Genomic DNA, 21198 nt, shown 5'->3' with positions numbered 1-21198 from the left:
GTCACTATTATGTCATCTCCCGATACTTCCCCACTGGCCGCGCTCTGGTCACGCCTCGACGGATTAATGTTGCGCGATCGGCAGCGATTGCAGCGCCGCTTACAGGGGGCCAGCAAAGCCAGAAGCGCCGAGGCCCGGCTGGGCATCGCCAGTGAACTGGAGCAGGAATTCAGCGCCGCTGAACAGCGCGTGACGCAGCGCCGTGCGGCTACGCCAGCGATTACCTTCCCGGACAATCTGCCGGTCAGTCAGAAGCAGCAGGATATTGCCGAGGCGATTCGCGACCATCAGGTGGTGATTGTCGCTGGTGAGACCGGTTCGGGTAAAACCACCCAGCTACCGAAGATCTGTCTGGCGCTGGGACGCGGTGTGACCGGCCTGATTGGTCATACCCAGCCGCGTCGTCTGGCGGCGCGCACCGTGGCGAACCGCATTGCCGATGAGCTGAGTACCTCGCTGGGCGGCTGCGTCGGCTACAAGGTGCGCTTTAATGACCAGGTCAGCGAGCTGACCCAGATTAAACTGATGACCGACGGGATATTGCTGGCGGAGATCCAGCAGGATCGCCTGCTGATGCAGTATGACACCATCATCATCGATGAGGCGCATGAACGCAGCCTGAACATCGATTTCCTGCTCGGCTATCTGCGCGAACTGCTGCCGCGCCGTCCCGATCTGAAAGTGATCATCACCTCGGCGACCATCGACCCGCAGCGCTTCTCACGCCATTTCAATAACGCGCCGGTCATTGAAGTCTCTGGCCGTACCTATCCGGTTGAGGTGCGCTACCGGCCGGTGGTGGAAGAGGCGGATGATGGCGATCGCGACCAGCTACAGGCGATTTTTGACGCGGTGGATGAGCTGGGACGCGAGAGCCGGGGCGACATCCTGATCTTCATGAGTGGCGAGCGGGAGATTCGTGACACCGCCGATGCGCTGAATAAACGCGACCTGCCGCATACCGAAATCCTGCCGCTCTATGCGCGCCTGTCGAACGCCGAACAGAACCGGGTTTTCCAGTCGCACAGTGGCCGTCGCATCGTGCTGGCCACCAACGTCGCGGAAACCTCACTGACGGTGCCCGGCATCAAATATGTGATCGATCCCGGTACGGCGCGCATCAGCCGTTACAGCTTCCGCACCAAAGTGCAGCGTCTGCCGATTGAACCCATCTCGCAGGCTTCCGCTAACCAGCGTAAAGGCCGCTGCGGACGTGTTTCTGAGGGGATCTGCATCCGGCTCTACTCGGAAGATGACTTCCTGAGTCGTCCGGCCTTTACCGATCCTGAAATCCTGCGCACCAACCTGGCGTCGGTGATTTTGCAGATGACTTCGCTGGGGCTGGGTGACATCGCGGCCTTCCCGTTTGTGGAAGCGCCCGATAAGCGCAATATCCAGGATGGCGTGCGTCTGCTGGAGGAACTGGGCGCGCTGACGCTGAATGAGGAGACGGGCCATTACAAACTGACCGGCTCCGGGCGTCAGCTGGCGCAGTTGCCGGTCGACCCGCGGCTGGCACGCATGGTGCTGGAAGCACAGAAACATGGCTGCGTGCGTGAAGTCATGATCATCACCGCTGGCCTGTCGATTCAGGACCCGCGTGAGCGTCCGGCGGAGAAGAAGCAGGCGTCTGACGAGAAACATCGCCGTTTCGCCGATAAAGATTCTGACTTCCTCGCCTTTGTGAATCTGTGGAACTATCTGGCGGAGCAACAGAAAGCGCTGTCCGGCAACCTGTTCCGCCGCCAGTGTAAAAGCGACTTCCTGAACTATCTGCGGGTACGTGAATGGCAGGATATTTACACTCAGCTGCGCCAGGTGGTGCGGGAACTGGGGATACCGGTGAACAGTGAACCGGCCGAACTGCGGCAGATCCACTGCGCGCTGCTCAGCGGTCTGCTGTCGCATATTGGTCAGAAAGATGCCGACAAGCAGGAGTATACTGGCGCGCGCAACACCCGCTTCGCCATCTTCCCTGGCTCCGGGCTGTTTAAAAAGCCGCCGAAGTGGACCATGGTGGCGGAGCTGGTTGAGACCAGCCGCCTGTGGGGCCGGACGGCGGGGCGCATTGAACCGGAGTGGATTGAGCCGCTGGCCCAGCATCTGATCAAGCGCAGCTACAGTGAACCGCACTGGGAGAAGTCGCAGGGCGCGGTGATGGCCACGGAAAAGGTGACGCTTTACGGTCTGCCGATTGTCGCCGCCCGTAAGGTCAACTACGGTAGCATCGATCCGACCCTGAGCCGCGAGCTGTTTATCCGGCACGCGCTGGTGGAGGGCGACTGGCAGACGCGACATGCCTTCTTCCGCACCAACCAGAAACTGCGCAGCGAAGTGGAAGACCTGGAGCATAAATCCCGCCGTCGCGACATCCTGGTGGATGATGAGACCCTGTTCGCGTTTTACGATCAGCGCATCGGCAAAGCGGTGGTATCGGCGAAGCACTTTGACAGCTGGTGGAAACAGGCCAGCCGCGAAAACGCAGAACTGCTGAACTTCGACAAGCAGATGCTGATCAAAGCGGGCGCGGATAAAGTCAGCCAGCTCGACTACCCCAACTTCTGGCATCAGGGCAACCTCAAGCTGAAGCTGAGTTATCAGTTTGAGCCCGGCGCAGATGCCGATGGGGTGACGGTACACATTCCGCTGCCGTTGCTGAACCAGATCGAGGATAGCGGCTTCGAATGGCAGATCCCCGGTATACGGCGGGAGCTGATTATCGCGCTGATTAAATCGCTGCCCAAACCGCTGCGCCGTAATCTGGTGCCGGCCCCCAACTACGCCGAAGCGTTCCTGGGCCGGGTCAAGGCGATGGAGATGCCGCTGCTGGATGCGCTGGCGCGTGAATTCCGCCGCATGACCGGCGTCACGCTGGAGCGGGAAAACTGGCAGTGGGAACAGGTGCCCGATCATCTGAAAATGACCTTCCGGGTAGTGGATGAGCAGAACCGTAAACTACTGGAAGGCAAAGATCTCACCGCGCTGAAGGCGCAGCTGAAAGGAAAAGTGCAGGAGACGCTGTCGAAAGTCGCTGATGACGGGCTGGAGCAGAGCGGACTGCACATCTGGAGCTTTGGTGATTTGCCGCGCAGCTACGAACAGAAGCGCGGCAGCTATCAGGTTAAAGCCTGGCCCGCGCTGGTGGATGAGAAAGAGAGTGTCGCCATTCGCCTGTTTGACAGTGAGCATGAACAGCAGAAAGAGATGTGGCGCGGTCAGCGTCGTCTGCTGCTGCTGAATGTGCCGTCACCGATCAGGTATCTGCATGAAAAACTGCCGAACAAAGCCAAGCTGGGACTCTACTTCAACCCGTACGGCAAGGTGCTGGAGCTGATCGATGACTGCATCGCCTGCGGCATTGATAAGCTGATGGGAGAGGCGGGCGGTCCGGCCTGGGATCAGGCGGCGTTCGCGCAGTTGCAGGAGAAGGTGCGGGGTGAACTCAATGAGACGGTGGTGACCATCGCGAAACAGGTCGAGCAGATCCTGACGGCGGTGTTCAATATCAATAAACGGCTGAAAGGCCGGGTCGATATGACGATGGCGCTGGCGTTGTCTGACATCAAAGCGCAGCTCAGCGGGCTGGTTTATCGCGGTTTCGTCACCGGCAACGGCTGGCAGCGGCTGGCCGATACGCTGCGCTACCTGCACGGCATTGAACGCCGTCTGGAGAAATTGCCGGCCGATCCGCACAGCGATCGGGCGCGGATGCTGAAAGTGCAGGCGGTGGAGCAGGCGTATCAGGCGTGGCGCAATAAATTGCCGCCGCAGCGCCAGGATGATGACGAGGTGAAGAGTGTCCGCTGGATGATTGAAGAGCTGCGTATCAGCTATTTTGCCCAGCAGCTGGGTACGCCTTATCCGATTTCAGACAAGCGTATTTTGCAGACGATGGAGCAGATGGCGGAGTAGCGGGAGGCGCGCCAGCTGGCGCGCCGCCTGATAGCAGCGAAATCGCGGCGCGTTACTGCGCCAGCGATTCCAGCTTATCTTTGAACGACGTTACCGCGATGGCGCGGTTATCGGCCAGATAGCGATCTTTCGCCGCGGGAGCGGAGCTTTGTACCGCGATTAACTGCCAGCCCTTGTCGCTGTTGAGCAGCAGCGGCGAGCCGCTGTCGCCCGGCAGGGTATCGCACTGATGCGACAGCACGGCGCGCTGCGCCCAGCCGGTAATCAGGCAATCGCTGTGGGAGTAGAGCGTATCGAGGTGATCGGCCGGATAGCCCGCCTGCGTCACTTTTCGCCCGGTCAGCTTCAGCGCGGCGGTCAGATCGCTGCGCGAGCCATCAAACAGCGGGATCGGGGTAATCGCCGAAGGCGGATTGCGTAATATCACGAGGCCATAATCAAAAGGTGCCGCATTGCTCGGCACGATCCAGCCTTCGCCATCCGCTTTTAATTTCGACGCCAGCGAGGGTTCAACCCGCGCATCAATATCATGAATCTCATAGCGCCAGCCTTTATCGCTGGCCATAAAACGCAGCGCAACCGGCTTATCAAAATTGCCCGGCGGTGACAGCAGACAGTGTCCGGCGGTCAGGGCCAGGTGCGGGGAGATCAGCGTGGCGGTACAGAGGTTGCCGCTTTCGGTTTCCAGCTGACCAATCGCATCCCAGGGCGCCGCGGTAATATCGGTGATCGCTTTGCGGTGATCTTTGCCAAAGAACAGCATTTTGATTTCAGCAGAAGTGGGTGTGTCATCGTCATCATCAGCATGAACAGTGGTGGCAAAGCTGAAAAGTCCAACCATTAACAAGGTAGCCAGGCGCATAGAACTCTCAATGGCGAGAAAAAATTGAGGTTATTGTTATCACGTAACAGCGATAACTATAGTCGGTGAGCGTTGAAAAAGGGAGTTTTATTGGTTAATCAGTACGCTACAACGGTTAAATAAAAAAGCTGGCTGCAACAATGCCACACAGGATCATAATAAGCAGAATAATTTCGAAGCGATAGCGACGCACCATATCATCCACTCCAGTAAAGAAACACCCGGCAGAACCGGGTGTTTTTAATCATTAACGCGTGGTCGGGCGCCGGGTGGCGACCTTAGTTTTTAGCCGCTGGTTTAACGACTTTTTTGTGGTGCATCTTTTTAGCGGCCTGCGCTTTCTGAGCCGGTTTTACCACTTTTTTGTGGTGAACTTTTTTAGCAGCCTGGGCTTTCTGAGCTGCTGGCTGGGTCGCTTTTTTGTGGTGAACTTTTTTAGCGGCCTGTGCTTTCTGCGCGGCGTCTTTTTTCACCGCTTTTTTGTGGTGAACTTTTTTAGCGGCCTGCGCTTTCTGCGCGGCATCTTTTTTCACCGCTTTTTTGTGGTGAACTTTCTTGGCTGCCTGCGCTTTCTGAGCCGCTTTATGATGTTTCTTGTGCGCCGTTTTGTGAACAGTTTTAGCCGGTGCAGCTGAAGTGGTGGTGGTCGTTGTTGCGGCTGGTGCAGCGGTAGCAGGCGCGGCGGTGGTATCAGCAGCGAAAGCAACAGAAGACATACCCATAGCAGCGGCGACAACCAGTGCAAATAATTTTTTCATTGCAAATTCCTCGGACTATTTTTTCATGTGTAGCCCACTGCGGGGCCGGTGAAGAGACTATAGGGAAATTGCAGAAGGGTGTCCGTGGGTGTTTGGTATCGGCGTGTAACCGATTGTACAAGACAGGAAAAAGGCGGTCAGCTGACCGCCTCTGTACTCAGTTATGCAGGTAACGCTGCTCCAGATGCTCGCGGAAAAAGGCGGGGTTCAGCGTTTCGCCGGTGGCGTTGATCAGCAACTGGTCGGTAGAGAAGCGGCTGCCGTGCTGCCAGATATTCTGTTGCAGCCAGTCAAACACCGGTTGCAGCTCCCCGTGCTGGACCAGTTCGCTGAGCTGAGGAATCGCTTGCTGTACCGAGCGGAACAGCTGCGCGGCGTACATTGCGCCCAGCGTATAGGTCGGGAAGTAGCCAAACGCGCCGTCGGTCCAGTGAATATCCTGCATACAGCCATCACGGTAGTTACCCCGGGTATCCAGCCCCAGCGACTGCTGCATCTTCTCATCCCACAGCGCCGGGATGTCGTCGACCTCAATTTCACCCTCAATCAACGCCTGCTCGATTTCGTAGCGCAGAATAACATGCGCCGGATAGCTCAGCTCATCGGCATCCACCCGGATCAGCCCCGGTTTAACCTGCTGCGCCAGACGCACGAAGTTATCCGCCGCCAGCGCGGGCTGATCGCCGAAGGTGGCGACCACCTGGGGCAGAATACGCTGTAAAAACTGGCGGCTGCGGCCCAGCTGCATCTCCATAAACAGACTCTGTGACTCATGGATCGCCGTTGAACGCGCCAGCGCCACCGGCTGGCCGCGCCACTGCTGCGGCAGGTTCTGCTCATAGCGGGCGTGACCGGTTTCATGGATCACCCCCATCATGGCGCTGAGGAATTCACTCTCATTGTAACGGGTAGTGATGCGCACATCTTCCGGCACGCCGCCGCAGAAGGGATGGGCGCTGATGTCCAGTCGGCCATGATTAAAGTCGAACCCCAGCGTCTCCATAATGCTCAGACCGAGCTGGCGCTGGGCCGGCACGGCAAACGGGCCCTGCGGCGTGATAACCGGCTGCTGCGCCTGCTTCTCCACCACCTGCTGCAACAGCTGCGGCAGCCAGCTCTTCAGCTCGCCAAAGGTGGAGTCCAGCCGGGCGCGGGTCATGCCAGGTTCATAGAGATCCAGCAGCGCATCGTAACGCGAGCAGCCACTGGCGTCGGCACGCCGCTGTGCCTCTTCGCGGCTCAGGCGCACCACCTCTTTCAGGTTGGTGGCGAAGCCCTGCCAGTCATTGGCCGGACGCTGGCTGCGCCAGGCATGTTCGCAGCGGGAACCGGCGATCGATTTGGCTTCCACAAAATCATCCGGCAGCAGGCTGGCCTGCTGATAGGCGCGCTGCATTTCGTTGAGGTTGGCCCGCTCAACATCGTTCAGCGTCTGCTGCTCCGCACGCTGCAACAGCTCACCCACCTGCGGAGAGGTCAGGATCTGATGCTGCAATACGCTCATTTCGGCCAGCGCTTCACCGCGCGCCTGACTGCCGCCTGGCGGCATGGTGGTTTGCATGTCACATCCGGCGATGGCCGCAACATGACCAAACCGGGAGAGGCGCTGGAATGTGGCGCAAAGCTGTTGATACGCTGAAGTCACGTAAGGCTCCTTGTGGTTTTAACGCAGGGGAATTTCCCGCAAGGGTAGATCAACCGGCCAGCAAAAGCGAACGCTTGCCCCGCCCAGCGGGCTGGACTCAATCGTCACCTGGCCGCTGAGCGCCTGCGCAATCGAATGAACGATCGCCAGCCCCAGCCCGCATCCGCCGGTGGCGCGATCGCGGCTGGGGTCGAGCCGGACAAAGGGTTCGAAAACCCGCGCCCGCTCTTCGGGCGGGATACCCGGACCGTCATCCTCCACCTGGAGGCAGCCGACCGGGCCATCGAACCAGAGGCTGACACGCAGCCGTTCCCGCGCATAACGCAGCGCGTTGTTGACCAGATTATCCAGCACCCGCTCCATCAGCCGCGGGTCGGAGATACCCACGTTTTCGCGCTGCGGCAGGTCAAGATCGAGCCGTACGTCGGGATTAATGGTGCGGAAATCATCCAGCCGCTCACGCAGCCAGCTGGCGAGATCGAGCGAAGTCAGGTTGAGATCGACGCGCGGCCGGTCAAGGCGGGCATAGGTCAGCAGCTCCTCAATCAGGCTTTCCAGCTGACCGATGTCGCGGTTCAGCGCCACCCGCTCGCCGTCAGAGAGATTATCGCTCATCTCCAGCCGGTAGCGCAGGCGTACCAGCGGGGTCCGCAACTCATGGGCGATGCCATCGATCAACTGCTTCTTGCTGGCCACCAGCGTGTTGATATTCTCCGCCATCTGGTTAAAGGCGATACCCAGCCGGAACAGACTGGAGGTGCTGTCAAAATGGGTGCGCACATCCAGCTCGCCCCGGCCAAAACGCTGCGCCGCTTTCTCCAGCCGCTGCATCTCCTGCCAGTGGGGACGCAGCCAGATAAACACCGGCAGCGCCAGCGACATGCCGATAAAAATCAGCAGGGCAATATCCAGCAGCCGCATCTGATGCAGATAGAACAGATAGGGGATCGGTCCGACCGACAGGACGTAGTGGCTGCGGGGAATGTGCTGCAAAAAGGTATATTGATCGTCGAGCGCCACAATCTCGCCAGCGCGTAACCGCCGCATATTGCCCTCATCCAGCTGATATTTGCTCAGTGGCTCAATGTGCAGGTCAAACGACAGGCCGAGATCGAGACTTTTAATCGTCCTGTTCCAGTCGCGCGGCGGGATTTCGCGCAGTTCGCTGCGGATCAGATAGAGCGAACTGGCCATCAGGTCATTCATCGACTGGCGACCGGCGCGCTCAGCGGTGAACTTGTAGACCAGACCGACCAGCAGCGCCATCACCAGAAAACAGACAAACAGCAGCAGGTAAAACTGAATAAAAAGCTTTCTCATAACACGCGGGTATCCCAGGCCTGGGGCGCAAACAGATAGCCTTTGTTGCGGATGGTTTTTATGCGGAACGGCTCGGTGGCGCTGTCGTGCAGCTTTTTACGCAGCCGGGAGATCGCCACGTCGATACTGCGGTCGAGACCGTCATAGCTGACGCCGCGCAGGGTTTTCAGCAGCGCGTCGCGGTTAAGCGTCTGTCCGGCATGACTGGCCAGCACCCACAGCAGATCGAAATCGGCGGTGGAGAGGGCGATCTGCTCATCAAACAGCGTCACCTGGCGGTTGAGGGCGTCAATCGTCAGTGAACCAAAGCGCAGCATCCGGTTGGCGGTGGGCGGGGCGGGCGCGTCTTCTGGCTGTCCCTGCTGCGCCTGGCGCAGATGGAGCCGCAACCGGGCCAGCAGCACCGCGGGCGGCGTGGTTTTCAGGATGTAATCCTGCGCGCCCATCTCCAGGGCCAGAATATGGTTCATGTCGCTGTCGAGCGAAGTCAGCAGAACGATAGGGCCTTGCCAGTTGGCGCGCAGGTCACGGCAGAGGGTCATGCCATCTTTCCCCGGCAGCATAATATCCAGCATGACCAGATCGGGCTGCTGTTCAGCAATCACCGCTTCCGCGCGATCGCCGCGCATCTCGACGATCACCTCAATATCGTGACGACCCAGATAGGCCGCAATCAGCGAACCCACTTCGGGTTCATCTTCTACATAAACAATTTTGTTCATAGTTCACTGAGCAGGAATGAGGATGGCGAAAGCATATCTTTTCCTGGTCCTGAGCTCTACGTCACCGCACGAAATATCCCTGGCTCGCTGGTATCTAACCGGCAAAATGTGCCATCATTAGCGCGGCCTTTTTGCGCCAGGTTTGGGATAGTTATGATTATCATGAGGAGCGTAGTGTGTCTGATAAAGAGCTGGCATCAGCCATATACCCCGACCGCATCTGCTTCAATTACAGTGACTTTCTTTCCGCTTCCTGCAAAAAACGCTGGAGTTTCGTCGACGCCATCTATGGCGTGATGCCGATATTCGGGATGGTGACACGCAAATCCACCCACCCGGTGGCGGGCAATGACGACACCCTGAAAGAATTAGCGTTGCAAATCATTTCGACTCAGGTCAGCGACGAAATTAACATCGCTCGCCTGATCACCCTCGCGGAACAGCAGCAGATCAGCCGCTTCGACATTCAGCTCCCTTATCCGCTCTCCGCTGAGCAGCTGGATGAGATCCATCACGAATACCGTAAGCCGCTGAATCTGACACAGCAGGATGACCTGCTGTGCGTCTCGATTCCGGTGCAGTCACATTAAGCCATAAGCTGCCACACCGCTGGCAGCACGGCTGCAATCAGCAGAACCATGGCGATCCGTTCCAGTGAGGTCAGCGCAACATCGGCGCGGCCACCCCGTCGTGCAAACAGAAACAGCAGCAGGCCCGGCGCATAGAGCACCACTGACATCATCAGATGCAGCGGCCCCGAGGCGTAGAGCAGCCAGATACCATAGAGGCTGGCACCTATACCCACCGCCATCGCCAGCGGGTTAGCCTGGCCGCGCACCACTTTCATCAGATAGAGCCCCACCAGCAGATAGGGCACCAGAATCATCTCCGAGGCGATGGTCAGCAGGTTATTGTAGTCAGCACCGGTAATGGCTATCAGGATCAGGCAGAGCTGAATACTGCCGTTAGTGAGCCACAGTGACGCGGCAGGGGCGTTGTGGCTGTTTTGCCGGGCGATAATGCGGGGGAAAGCGCCCTGTTGCGCGGCAATCAGCGGCACTTCCGCCGCCATAATGGTCCAGCTGAGATAGGCACCGCACACCGAGATGATCAGCCCCACCACAATCACCGCGTTACCCCAGCCGCCCATCAGCCGGGTCATCAGGCCCGCCATGGAAGGATTACGCATCGCCGCCAGTTCGGCACGGGGCACCACACCCAGCGACAGCAGCGTGACCAGCAGATAGACCAGCAGTGCCGCCAGCACCGCCAGCAGCGTCGCCCGGCCCACATCCTTTTTCTGGCGCGCGCGGGCGGAGACCACCACGGCACCCTCAACCCCGATAAACACCCACAGGGTGATCAGCATGGTCTGCTTGGTCTGCTCCCACAAGGGTTGCCCCAGCGTCACGCCGGAGAAGTCGAAACGGAACCGATCGTAATTAAACGCCAGCACCGCCAGCACAATAAACAGCAGCAGCGGCACCAGTTTGCCCAGCGTCGCCAGCAGATTGATGCTGGCGGCGGTCTGCACTCCGCGCAGCACCAGCCAGTGAACCAGCCAGAGCAGCACGGAGGCACCCAGCATCGCCTGCCAGGTATTGCCATCGCCAAAGATAATCCGGTCGGGCGTATCGGTAAAAAAGCTCAGGGCGGAGAAGACGATCACCAGATAGGAGACGTTGGCGATCACCGCACACAGCCAGTAGCCCCAGGCGGAGCAGAAGCCCATCAGCTCCCCAAACCCGGCGCGGGCGTAGGTAAAGATACCGCCATCCAGTTCGGGTTTAAGGCGCGTCAGCAGCAGCAGCGCCAGCGACAGAAAAATAATGCCGACGCCGGTAATCAGCCAGCCCAGCAGCAGCGCAGCCGGACCGGCCACCGCCGCCATATTTTGCGGCAGGCTGAACACCCCGGCGCCCAGCATTGAGCTGAGCACCAGTGCGGTCAGCGCACCGAGACCTAATTTTTTCTCCAAAACTACCTTCCCGCTAGCATAAATGGCTGGGTAAACCCGGTTTTATCATAGGATTATCGTAGAGCAGCAGCAGAATGCGATAACAAAATCCAGACAGGCGGCAGATTTTACGGAGAGTGACTCAGGATGGCAATGCGTGAATATGCAAAACAGAGCAGGGATTATGCAAACAGCAGGGCGGCGAGCGCCGCCCTGACGGGAATTACTTAAACAGATCCGCGGTGACGGTCAGGTTACCGCCACTCTGGTTCTGCCACTGACGGGTGACGTGATAGAACTTCGCGCCTTTATCCGCCGCACGTTTGGCCACTTCTTCCGACACAGCGGTCGGAGTACCGAAGTGACCGGTAAAGGTGACAGTGTCGAACGGCTGCATCTGCGCCGCGGTGATGGCGTTCACTTCCTGTACGGTTTTACCGTCGGGCAGGGTGACCGTGTAGCGTTTACCGGTAGAGCTCTGCGTTTCAAAGAAACGACCCACTTTGCTGCTTGGGGTTTCAGAAGAGGCAACGCCTGGGATCTCAACGTTAGCCGCCGCGGCACCACCGGCGGCCAGGGCCGCTTTACCCGCTTCGGAATTGGCCGGGATCGCGTTCGGGTTCTGGACCTTACGCTCTTTGGCATCCGCTTTATAGACGTAAGCCGTGATGTACTGATTGCCGCCGCTGTTGGCATCGATCTGACGCACGATAAAGAAGGAGGCTGCGCCTTTCTCTTTCGCCGCTTTGGAGATCGCGTCGTTCACGTCCGGCTGGCTGGCAAAGAAGCCGCTGACCGAAACGGTGTCAAAAGGTTCGAGTTTGTAGGCTTCCGCTTTGGGCAGCTCGTTGACGCCATTGAAGCGACGATAGGTGGTCGAGGTATCTGCTGCCGGCGCGTCGGCTTTATAGAGGTCGGCAGTGACCCGCCAGTTACCGCTGTTGCCGTTGCTGTCATTGATACCCTGAATGTAGAAGGAGGCCGCACCCATCTCATCTGCGCGCTTAGAGACGGCGTCGGCAGCATCGCCAATGGCGTTGAAACGACCGGTGATATTAATACGTTCGAATGGCTTCAGCGCGGCCGCTTTTTCTGGCGTTAACTCCTGGGCAGCGAATGCGTTGGCTGTGAGCAGGGATAACAGGGTGGACGCCAGAATGGTGTTCTTCAGCTTCATAAAAATAATCCTTCGCCTTACGCAAAAATGAGTACGAAAACGTGCTGGACTCTTGATGTATAACAGATTAGCCGCTGATTATTGCATGTTATAAACAGACTGTCGCAGCCATTTTTTGCGCTATATCGCGTTATTCAACCAGCGCTTTTTCATTCTTTTGTCATGAAACGCGCATATAGGGCGGTTTCCGCGCTGAGTAACCACTTAAAAGGGTAACGCTTAGCGCTATAACAGTTAATGCATTGTTAAATAAGGGTTTTAATTGATGGTTAATTCGCCCTGCGACGCTTTTTCACAGCAGATTATCTGCTGCTGCCGCTGCTTTGCAGTGGGATAACATGGTTTTACGGTTCTAAAACTGAATTATTGGGTGAATGTCACCACTCTGCGGCACGACTCTGGATCGCGAGACACAATTTCAGTAGGTTATAAATACTTTGAAATACATGCATTTCGTTCATAAGCAGCTGAAACGGCGTTTCAGTTGCCGGTCGTCGTGCAGAGTTCAGGCAATCATCCTTTAACCGATGAAAGGAAACACTATGTTAATTGGAATACCCAAGGAACACCTGCCGAATGAGTCGCGCGTGGCCGCCACGCCCGGCACCGTCGGGCAGCTGATTAAGCTGGGATTCAGCGTCGTGATTGAGCATGACGCCGGTAAACGCGCCAGCTTTGATGACGAAAGTTTTAGCGCGGCGGGCGCCACCCTCAGTGACAGAGAGCAGGTCTGGCAGGCCGACATCATACTCAAGGTCAATGCGCCAGATGACGATGAGATCGCCCTGACGCGGGCGGGCAGTACGCTGGTGAGCTTTATCTGGCCGGCGCAGAATCCCGATCTGCTGGCGAAGCTGGCGGCGCGGCAGGTGACGGTGATGGCGATGGACTCGGTGCCACGCATTTCACGCGCCCAGTCGCTGGATGCGCTGAGTTCGATGGCGAACATTGCCGGCTATCGCGCCATCGTCGAGGCGGCCCATGAGTTTGGTCGCTTCTTTACCGGTCAGATCACCGCCGCGGGCAAGGTGCCTCCGGCAAAAGTGATGGTGATTGGTGCCGGTGTGGCCGGGCTGGCGGCGATTGGTGCCGCAGGCAGCCTGGGCGCTATCGTCCGGGCGTTTGATACCCGCCCGGAAGTGAAAGAGCAGGTGCAGAGTATGGGCGCCGAATTCCTCGAACTCGACTTTGAAGAGGAAGCGGGCAGCGGCGATGGTTACGCCAAAGTCATGTCCGAGGCGTTTATCAAAGCGGAGATGGAACTGTTTGCCGCGCAGGCCAGAGAGGTGGACATCATTGTCACCACCGCGCTGATCCCAGGCAAACCGGCACCGAAGCTGATCACCGCTGAGATGGTCGCCAGCATGAAGCCCGGCAGCGTGATTGTTGACCTTGCCGCGCAGACCGGCGGCAACTGCGAGCTGACCGTCGCCGATCAGGTCACCGTCACCCCGAATGGCGTGAAGATCATCGGCTATACCGATCTGCCCAGCCGCCTGCCGACGCAATCCTCCCAGCTCTATGGCACCAACCTGGTCAACCTGATCAAGCTGCTGTGCAAAGAGAAAAACGGCGAAATTGAGATCGATTTTGACGATGTGGTAGTGCGTGGTGTAACGGTGGTACGTGACGGTGACGTCACCTGGCCAGCCCCACCAATTCAGGTCTCCGCAGCGCCGAAAGCCGCTCCTGCGGCGGCGAAAGCGGCGCAGAAAGTGGAGGAAAAACCGGGCTCGCCGTGGCGCAAATATCTGCTGATGGCCGTGGCGATCGTCCTGTTTGGCTCTCTGGCGAGCGTCGCACCCGCCGATTTCCTGTCGCACTTTACCGTGTTCGCGCTCGCCTGCGTGGTCGGTTATTACGTGGTCTGGAACGTCAGCCACGCGCTGCATACGCCGCTGATGTCAGTGACCAATGCGATCTCCGGCATCATCGTGATCGGTGCGGTGTTACAGATGGGGCACGGAGGCTGGGTCACCTTTATCTCCTTTATTGCCGTGCTGATTGCCAGCATCAATATTTTCGGTGGCTTCACCGTCACCCAGCGCATGCTGAAAATGTTTCGTAAGGGGTAACTTATGTCTGGCGGATTAGTCACAGCAGCTTATATTGTTGCTGCAATTTTGTTTATCTGTAGTCTCGCCGGTCTCTCCCGACATGAGACCTCAAAGCGCGGAAATATTTTTGGTATCGCCGGGATGGCGATTGCGCTGATCGCCACCATCTTCGGGCCAGAGAGCGGTAACGTGGTCTGGATCCTGCTGGCTATGGTGATCGGCGGTGCCATCGGTATCCGCATGGCGAAAAAGGTTGAGATGACCGGCATGCCGGAGCTGGTGGCGATTCTGCACAGTTTCGTCGGTCTGGCCGCGGTGCTGGTGGGCATCAACAGCTATATCGACCATGCGCCTGGCCTGCCCGCGGTGATGGAGAACATCCATCTCAGCGAAGTCTTTATCGGCATCTTTATCGGTGCGGTGACCTTCACCGGGTCGCTGGTGGCGTTTGGCAAGCTGTGCGGCAAGCTCTCTTCCCGGCCGCTGACCTTACCGCATCGCCACAAGCTCAATCTGCTGGCGCTGGTAGTGTCGTTCCTGCTGCTGCTGTGGTTTGTCAAAACTCACAGCACCGCCGTACAGGTGTTTGCCCTGTTGCTGATGATGGTGATTGCGCTGGCGTTTGGCTGGCATCTGGTCGCCTCTATCGGCGGGGCGGATATGCCGGTAGTGGTCTCAATGCTCAACTCCTACTCCGGCTGGGCGGCGGCTGCCGCAGGTTTTATGCTCAGCAACGACCTGCTGATTGTCACCGGCGCGCTGGTGGGTTCTTCCGGTGCGATCCTCTCCTACATTATGTGTAAAGCGATGAACCGCTCGTTTATCAGCGTGATCGCTGGCGGCTTTGGTACCGAAGCCAGCAGTGGTGAGGAGAGCCAGGAAGTGGGCGAATACCGTGAAATCAGCCCGGAAGAGACCGCGGAGATGCTGAAAGCCTCATCTTCCGTGATTATCACGCCGGGCTATGGCATGGCGGTAGCCCAGGCACAATATCCGGTTGCGGAGATCACCGCCCGACTGCGTGCGCTCGGGATTAAAGTGCGGTTCGGTATCCATCCAGTGGCAGGACGTCTGCCGGGCCATATGAACGTGCTGCTGGCGGAAGCCAAAGTGCCGTATGACGTGGTGCTGGAGATGGATGAGATCAACGATGATTTCAGCGACACCGACACGGTGCTGGTAATCGGCGCGAACGATACCGTTAACCCGGCCGCGCAGGATGATCCGCACAGTCCGATTGCCGGTATGCCGGTGCTGGAGGTGTGGAAAGCGCACAACGTGGTGGTGTTTAAACGCTCAATGAATACCGGTTATGCCGGGGTGCAGAACCCGCTGTTTTTTAAAGAGAACACCCAGATGCTGTTTGGTGACGCCAAAGCCAGCGTCGAAGCGATTCTCAAAGCCCTGAAATAAAAAGGGCGGCTAATCAGCCGCCCGTTCATCCCATGAGGAGGATTAATCCTCCTCATCCTCTTCATCATCCAGATCAATCGGCGATTTGAAATCGTCTGGCTTAAGGGCCAGCAGATCGCAGCGCAGATGATCAATCACCTGTTCAGCCGTATTGCCGAGGAAAGCCGCCGAGAGGCCGGTACGCCCGATGGTGCCCAGCACCACCACACCGGCACCGAGATGCGCGGCCAGGTCGGGGATCACCTCTTCCGGTAATCCTTTCGCCACATGGGTAAACTCTTCACCAATACCGAATTTCTGACGTAACGCTTTCATCGCCACCAGATGCTGACCGCGGATGGCGTCGTTATAGACGCTGGGATCAAAGTCAGGCAGTTCAATGGCGATATTGATCGGCGTAACCGGGTAGGCACCGACCAGATGGACTTCGGTCTGATTGACCTTCTCCGCCAGCTTCACCGTTTCCCGGATCAGCTTCTGGTTCAGGCCATCGTGATGCGGCTCTTCGCTGGCGAGATTGACGGCGACAATGGCTTTACCGCCTTCCGGCCACGGCTGGTCTTTCACCATCCAGACCGGGCAGGGGCACTTACGCAGCAGATGCCAGTCGGTGGGGGTAAAAATCACCGATTCGAGGCGGTCATGCTGATGCGCCATTTTCAGTACTAAGTCATGCTGATGGGTCAGGACTTCCTGAATAATCGCCTCGAAGGGACGGTTATGCCAGATGACTTTAATATCAATCTCGACCCCGGCATCGAGGTAGGCGTGCGCCTGCTCGCGGATCCACTCCGTACGCTGACTGATGACGCCCTGGCGCATCGAGGCGCGCTCGTCAGGCGACAGCAGGGTGGTCATCTCATAGGAGAAATCGTAGATAGGCAGAAAGGCTTTGATTTTGCCGCCGATGCGCTGATTGAGATAGACCGCACGTCGCAGCGCGGGCTGATCGTCCTGCTGGGCATCAATGGCGACCAGAATGTTTTGGTACTGGGACATGAGGCGTTCTCCTTAAACCAGTGCGACTGGAATAAAGATAGCCTATGTTGCACAGCGGAAGAAGTGAAAAAGTTACTGCCGGATCAACAAAATAACAATTATTAATCCGGCCAGCTGTCAGGCCGCCTGATGGCTCTGGCCCGCCAACTCTTCCAGCAGGGCGTGGTTCTCAATAGTGATATATTTTCCTTTCACCGCCAGCATGCCCGATTTCTGGAAACGGCCCAGCAGACGGCTGATGGTCTCCACGGTCAGACCCAGGTAGTTACCGATGTCGCCACGGGTCATGGTGAGACGGAACTCGCGCTGTGAGAAGCCGCGCTGGCCGAAACGGCGGGAGAGGTTCCAGATAAAGGCCGCCAGCCGCTCTTCAGCATTTTTCTTCGACAGCAGCAGGATCATATCCTGGTCGCCTTTGATTTCGCCGCTCATCAGACGCATCATCTGCTGACGAAGGGCCGGCATTTTGCCTGACAGGTCATCCAGCGTCTCAAACGGAATTTCGCAGACCATCGCCGTTTCCAGCGCCTGGGCGAAGCTCGGATGGCTGGAGCCCATAATCGCGTCAAAGCCGACTAAGTCACCCGCGAGGTGGAAACCGGTGATTTGCTCATCGCCCTGTTCGGTAATGGTGTAGCTTTTAATGGTGCCAGAGCGAATCGCATAAAGAGATTTCAGTTCATCACCAGCTTTGAAAAGCGTTTGCCCTTTCTGGATCGGTTTCTTACGCTCAATGATATTGTCGAGCTGATCCAGCTCATGTTCATTTAGGGTGAAAGGGATGCAGAGCTGACTGATGCTGCAATCCTGGCAGTGAATGGCACAACCGCCTGACTGAATACGACGAATGCTGCGTTTTTCAGGGATCATAATGGTTTGCTCGACGATAATTGACTGGAATCAATTTTAACATTTTTTAAGCGCAATGGAACTCATCCGAGCAGCTTTAGGCCTACAAAGTTCAGGGATGAATCACACAACCTGAAATGCTGATGTGACGGGCTTCTCAGAATGGCGGAATCTCGCACTGTCACGAAAAGTTTCCGCTTCTGACCGCCGCACACGGCGCTTTATCGACCGGCAGAATGAAAAAAGAGGCTGGCAGGGCGGTTTTCGCTTTTGCTACGCTCTCTGATTAGCCCGTTTTGCACTCCATCAATTTTAACCAGGTGTGAGAAACCATGAACCTTGATGATGACGACCTCTTTCGGGATGCCATGGGCGATGTCACTCCGTTAAAAGACACCACCAGCACGTTATGGCTCAAAGCCCCGTCAACCAAAGCGCCACGTAAGCCGCCAGGCGACACGGAGCAGGAGAATTTTCTGACCCGGGGTTATCTGGAGATCGTGCCGCTGAACACACCGCTGGAATATAAAGCCGACGGTATTCAGCAGGGCGTGCTGGATAAACTGCGCAAAGGGGAGTACCGGCTGGACGCCAGTCTCAACCTGCTGCGCCAGCCGGTTGAAACCTGTCGCCAGGCGCTATTCAGTTTTATGATGCAGGCTCACAAACAGGGATTGCGTAATCTGCTGATTATTCACGGCAAAGGCCGCGACGATCAGTCACATGCCAACATTGTGCGCAGCTATCTGGCGCGCTGGCTTCAGCAGTTTGACGATGTGCAGACCTTCTGCGTCGCCCAGACCCAGCATGGCGGCGGCGGGGCGCTCTACGTCGGGCTGCGCAAAACCGACAAAGCGCGGCTCGATAACCGTGAGCGCCATGCGAAACGCAGCCGCTAGCTGTGAAACTTACGGATGGTCGACATCAGCACTTCTGCGCTGAGACTCAGCTCACTGCCGGTCCGGGTAATGATACCGACCGGCTCTCCCGGTCCTGAAGAGTTTATCGGCAGGGCACAGACCGCGTTGTGGCTGAGATCTTCCCTGATCGCCCCGGATGGCACAAACCAGATGTAGTCGTAGCGCAGGGCGAGCTGGCGAGCCAGCGAGGTTGAAGAGGTTTCGATGCAGTGCGGCGGCAGCGAGCAACCCTGCTCATCAAGCATCTGCTGGGCGATACGGCGCGGGGCGGTGCCCTCCGGCGAAATCACCACCGGCCACTGCATCGCCCTGGATAACGTGACGTTGTCACTCAGCAGCGGATGTTCTGGCCGCACCACCAGCTTAAGCGACTCCAGAAACAGCAGTTCATAGGTCAGCCCCTGCATCATGTCGCTGTCGGCCATCCGGCCGATGCCGATGTCGAACTCACCGGCGCGCAGCCCGGCCAGCAGCACATTGTTATGCAGGGTCGCCACCTGAATCGTGGTATGAGGTTGCAGCTGGTGGAAGCGATCAAGAATCGGCGGCAGCATGCCCATCGCGGCGGTGGTTAATGCGCCGAGCCGGATGATCACCGGGCTGTCACCGGGCTGCTCGTTGAAACTCTGTCCGGCATGGTTCAGCGCGTCCAGCACCCGCACCGCATGGGTCAGAAACTGCTCGCCCATGGTGGTGAGCTGCGCACCCAGCCGGCCACGCTCAAACAGCCTGACGCCGGTCAGCTCCTCCAGCTCGTTCAGGGTCTTGGAGAGCGCAGGCTGGCTCAGGCTCAGCGTCTCTGCCGCCCGGCCCAGCGTGCCCTGCTGCGCAACGGCAACAAAGGTATGTAAATGGCGCAAACGAATGCGCTGATTAAAAAGGATATTTTTTTCCATAGCCTAAACTTAATGAGGATCACCGCGAACAGGCAACCCTTTAAAATGGATTTTGTTAACTTAGTTGCAAATTTATTTTAACAAACAGGCTGGAATAGCACTATTCCCGCTTAACCTACTGAATCATAACCATTCCTCCTGATGAGTGCAGGCCAGGGCGGTTTACAGCGCCTATGAGATCAACAGGTTAACGCTTCTTAAATTGAATAATTCTCAATATCATATAAATTTCTGGCGTTTTAAGGTTAACGATCGGCTATCATTAGCGCCGTTTTTTTTACTTAATCTGATGTCAAATCCCGACCCTCCAGAGGAGTTTTCATTGAGCAGCATCGAGGCGGTAGATGTTCGCCAGCTTATCAACCAGCAGAGGCTTAGCCTCTGGCAGAAACGGTTAATAGCGCTCTGTTTTATTGTGGTTGCGCTCGATGGCATGGATATTGCGATTATGGGATTTATTGCCCCGACGCTGAAAATGGCGTGGGGTGTCACCAATCATCAACTGGGCGTGGTGATCAGCGCAGCGTTAATCGGGCTTGCGCTCGGCGCGATGGTGGCAGGGCCGCTCGCCGACCGCTACGGTCGCCGGATGATGATTATCCTCAGCGTCTTCTTTTTTGGCCTCTGGACGCTGGCGACCGCACTGTCGCAGAACATTGAGCAGATGATGCTGTTTCGCTTCCTGACCGGTCTCGGGCTGGGGGCGGCGATGCCGAATGTCGGTACGCTGGTCGCCGAGTATGCCCCGGATCGGCGACGCGCTTTTATCATCACCGTGGTCTTTTGCGGTTTTACCTTCGGGGCCGCCAGCGGGGGCTTTGCCGCCTCCTGGCTGTTGCCGCGCTACAACTGGCATTCGGTGTTGCTGCTGGGCGGTCTGCTGCCGCTGCTGGTGCTGCCTTTTTTGATCCGCGGCCTGCCCGAGTCAGTACGTTTTCTGATTAGCCGGGGGGCGCCCGCTGCCCGTATTCACGCCATTGTTGAGCGGATGCTGCCGGGCAAAACCCAGCCCGACAGCGCGTTTCTCGCCCCGGAAACCCGTGTCGCGGCGCATGGCGCCATCGGGACCGTGCTCTCACGCCGCTATCTGTTTGGCAGCACCATGCTGTGGGGCGGCTACTTTATGGGGCTGTTTCTGGTCTATCTGATCGGCAGCTGGCTGCCCTCGCTGGTCAACACCCTGGGTATGTCGGTAACGGAAGCGGCGATCATCACCGCGATGTATCAGGCTGGCGGAACGCTGGGATCGCTGTTTGCCGGCTGGCTGATGGATCGCTTCAATCCCAACCTGGCGCTGGCGGCAATCTACGGCTGTGGTGGTGTCTTTATCGTGGCGCTGGGCTTTTCCCCGGCCGAAGCGGGCATCATGAGCCTGATCGCCTTTTGCAGCGGCTTCTGTTTCAACGGGGCCAACACCGGCATGAATGCCCTGTCCGCGAGCTACTATCCCACGCACGCCCGCGCAACCGGCTCCAGCTGGATGCACGGGGTGGGTCGTGTCGGCGCGATTTTAAGCGCCTTCGTCGGCGCGGAGATGCTGTCACTCGGCTGGTCCTTCAGCGTTATCTTCCTGCTGCTGGCGATACCGGCTGTGATCACCACCCTGATGCTGATACTGAAAAACCGCTACGGCTTTAAGCCGATCACAAATTCATGATTTTTTCCGCTGACGCCGGTGCGTTGCATTACATTAGCAGCAACGCTCACGCAG

16 protein-coding genes are annotated in these 21198 nt (G+C 57.7%); 6 read left to right on the top strand and 10 right to left on the bottom strand.

Features of this window, described 5'->3' with window-relative positions:
* The first annotated feature begins 9 nt into the window (after nt 1-9).
* The gene (hrpA, locus tag ACCW71_RS06100) at nt 10-3912 is read left to right on the top strand and encodes an ATP-dependent RNA helicase HrpA (protein WP_436370214.1); all 3903 of its coding nucleotides are present in this window, start codon (nt 10-12) and stop codon (nt 3910-3912) included.
* Nucleotides 3913-3964: 52 nt separating this feature from the next.
* Here hrpA and ACCW71_RS06095 read toward each other — a convergent pair whose 3' ends face one another.
* The 5 genes from ACCW71_RS06095 to rstA form a co-directional block, all read right to left on the bottom strand.
* Nucleotides 3965-4774, bottom strand: a complete 810-nt coding sequence (locus ACCW71_RS06095) for a trypsin-like serine peptidase (protein ID WP_436370213.1) — start codon at nt 4772-4774, stop codon at nt 3965-3967.
* 278 nt (nt 4775-5052) lie between these two features.
* Nucleotides 5053-5532: an acid resistance repetitive basic protein Asr gene (gene asr, locus ACCW71_RS06090; RefSeq protein WP_436370212.1), complete on the bottom strand. Its 480-nt coding sequence runs from the start codon at nt 5530-5532 to the stop codon at nt 5053-5055.
* Nucleotides 5533-5689: 157 nt separating this feature from the next.
* Nucleotides 5690-7177 (bottom strand): carboxypeptidase M32, encoded by a 1488-nt coding sequence (locus tag ACCW71_RS06085; RefSeq protein WP_436370211.1) that lies wholly within the window; start codon nt 7175-7177, stop codon nt 5690-5692.
* Nucleotides 7178-7195: 18 nt separating this feature from the next.
* A complete protein-coding gene (gene rstB, locus ACCW71_RS06080; RefSeq protein WP_436370210.1) occupies nt 7196-8497 on the bottom strand; it encodes a two-component system sensor histidine kinase RstB in 1302 nt (433 codons plus the stop codon).
* On the bottom strand, nt 8494-9219 hold the full coding sequence (gene rstA, locus ACCW71_RS06075; protein WP_436370209.1) for a two-component system response regulator RstA: 726 nt from the start codon (nt 9217-9219) through the stop codon (nt 8494-8496). The genes rstB and rstA overlap by 4 nt, the downstream gene beginning before the upstream one ends.
* Nucleotides 9220-9395: 176 nt before the next feature.
* Here rstA and ACCW71_RS06070 point away from each other — a divergent pair, with 176 nt between their 5' ends.
* Complete coding sequence (locus ACCW71_RS06070) at nt 9396-9809, top strand: hypothetical protein (protein ID WP_436370208.1); 414 nt, start codon at nt 9396-9398, stop codon at nt 9807-9809.
* On the opposite strand, the gene ACCW71_RS06065 is transcribed toward ACCW71_RS06070, so the two are convergent.
* Together ACCW71_RS06065 and ydgH are read right to left on the bottom strand one after the other, a co-directional pair.
* Nucleotides 9806-11197: a basic amino acid/polyamine antiporter gene (locus tag ACCW71_RS06065; protein ID WP_436370207.1), complete on the bottom strand. Its 1392-nt coding sequence runs from the start codon at nt 11195-11197 to the stop codon at nt 9806-9808. The genes ACCW71_RS06070 and ACCW71_RS06065 overlap by 4 nt on opposite strands.
* A gap of 202 nt (nt 11198-11399) precedes the next feature.
* Nucleotides 11400-12353 carry a DUF1471 family protein YdgH gene (gene ydgH / locus ACCW71_RS06060; protein ID WP_436370205.1) on the bottom strand — a complete coding sequence of 318 codons (954 nt, stop codon included), beginning with the start codon at nt 12351-12353 and terminating at the stop codon, nt 11400-11402.
* Nucleotides 12354-12895: 542 nt separating this feature from the next.
* Here ydgH and pntA point away from each other — a divergent pair.
* The gene (pntA, locus tag ACCW71_RS06055) at nt 12896-14428 is read left to right on the top strand and encodes a Re/Si-specific NAD(P)(+) transhydrogenase subunit alpha (RefSeq protein ID WP_436370203.1); all 1533 of its coding nucleotides are present in this window, start codon (nt 12896-12898) and stop codon (nt 14426-14428) included.
* A 3-nt stretch (nt 14429-14431) separates the two neighbouring features.
* Entirely contained in the window at nt 14432-15823 is a 1392-nt protein-coding gene (gene pntB / locus ACCW71_RS06050) for a Re/Si-specific NAD(P)(+) transhydrogenase subunit beta (protein WP_436370202.1), read from the top strand.
* 42 nt (nt 15824-15865) lie between these two features.
* On the opposite strand, the gene uspE is transcribed toward pntB, so the two are convergent.
* Both uspE and ACCW71_RS06040 read right to left on the bottom strand, forming a co-directional pair.
* A complete protein-coding gene (gene uspE / locus ACCW71_RS06045) occupies nt 15866-16822 on the bottom strand; it encodes a universal stress protein UspE (RefSeq protein WP_436370201.1) in 957 nt (318 codons plus the stop codon).
* Between the two features lie 117 nt (nt 16823-16939).
* Nucleotides 16940-17692, bottom strand: a complete 753-nt coding sequence (locus tag ACCW71_RS06040) for an FNR family transcription factor (RefSeq protein WP_010244686.1) — start codon at nt 17690-17692, stop codon at nt 16940-16942.
* Nucleotides 17693-18003: 311 nt separating this feature from the next.
* Here ACCW71_RS06040 and smrA point away from each other — a divergent pair, with 311 nt between their 5' ends.
* The gene (smrA, locus tag ACCW71_RS06035) at nt 18004-18570 is read left to right on the top strand and encodes a DNA endonuclease SmrA (RefSeq protein ID WP_436370199.1); all 567 of its coding nucleotides are present in this window, start codon (nt 18004-18006) and stop codon (nt 18568-18570) included.
* Here smrA and ACCW71_RS06030 read toward each other — a convergent pair.
* Nucleotides 18567-19487 (bottom strand): LysR substrate-binding domain-containing protein, encoded by a 921-nt coding sequence (locus ACCW71_RS06030; RefSeq protein WP_436370198.1) that lies wholly within the window; start codon nt 19485-19487, stop codon nt 18567-18569. The two genes, smrA and ACCW71_RS06030, sit on opposite strands and share 4 nt — an antisense overlap.
* 322 nt (nt 19488-19809) lie before the next feature.
* Between ACCW71_RS06030 and ACCW71_RS06025 the strand changes: the two genes are divergently transcribed.
* On the top strand, nt 19810-21144 hold the full coding sequence (locus tag ACCW71_RS06025) for an MFS transporter (protein ID WP_436370196.1): 1335 nt from the start codon (nt 19810-19812) through the stop codon (nt 21142-21144).
* Nucleotides 21145-21198 lie beyond the last annotated feature (54 nt).

It is taken from the genome of Pantoea sp. C2G6 (assembly GCF_051336815.1).
In the GTDB taxonomy this organism is placed as follows: Bacteria; Pseudomonadota; Gammaproteobacteria; order Enterobacterales; family Enterobacteriaceae; genus Pantoea.
Note: the sequence above shows the minus strand (reverse complement) of the source record. Positions and strands in the feature narration are given on the sequence as shown.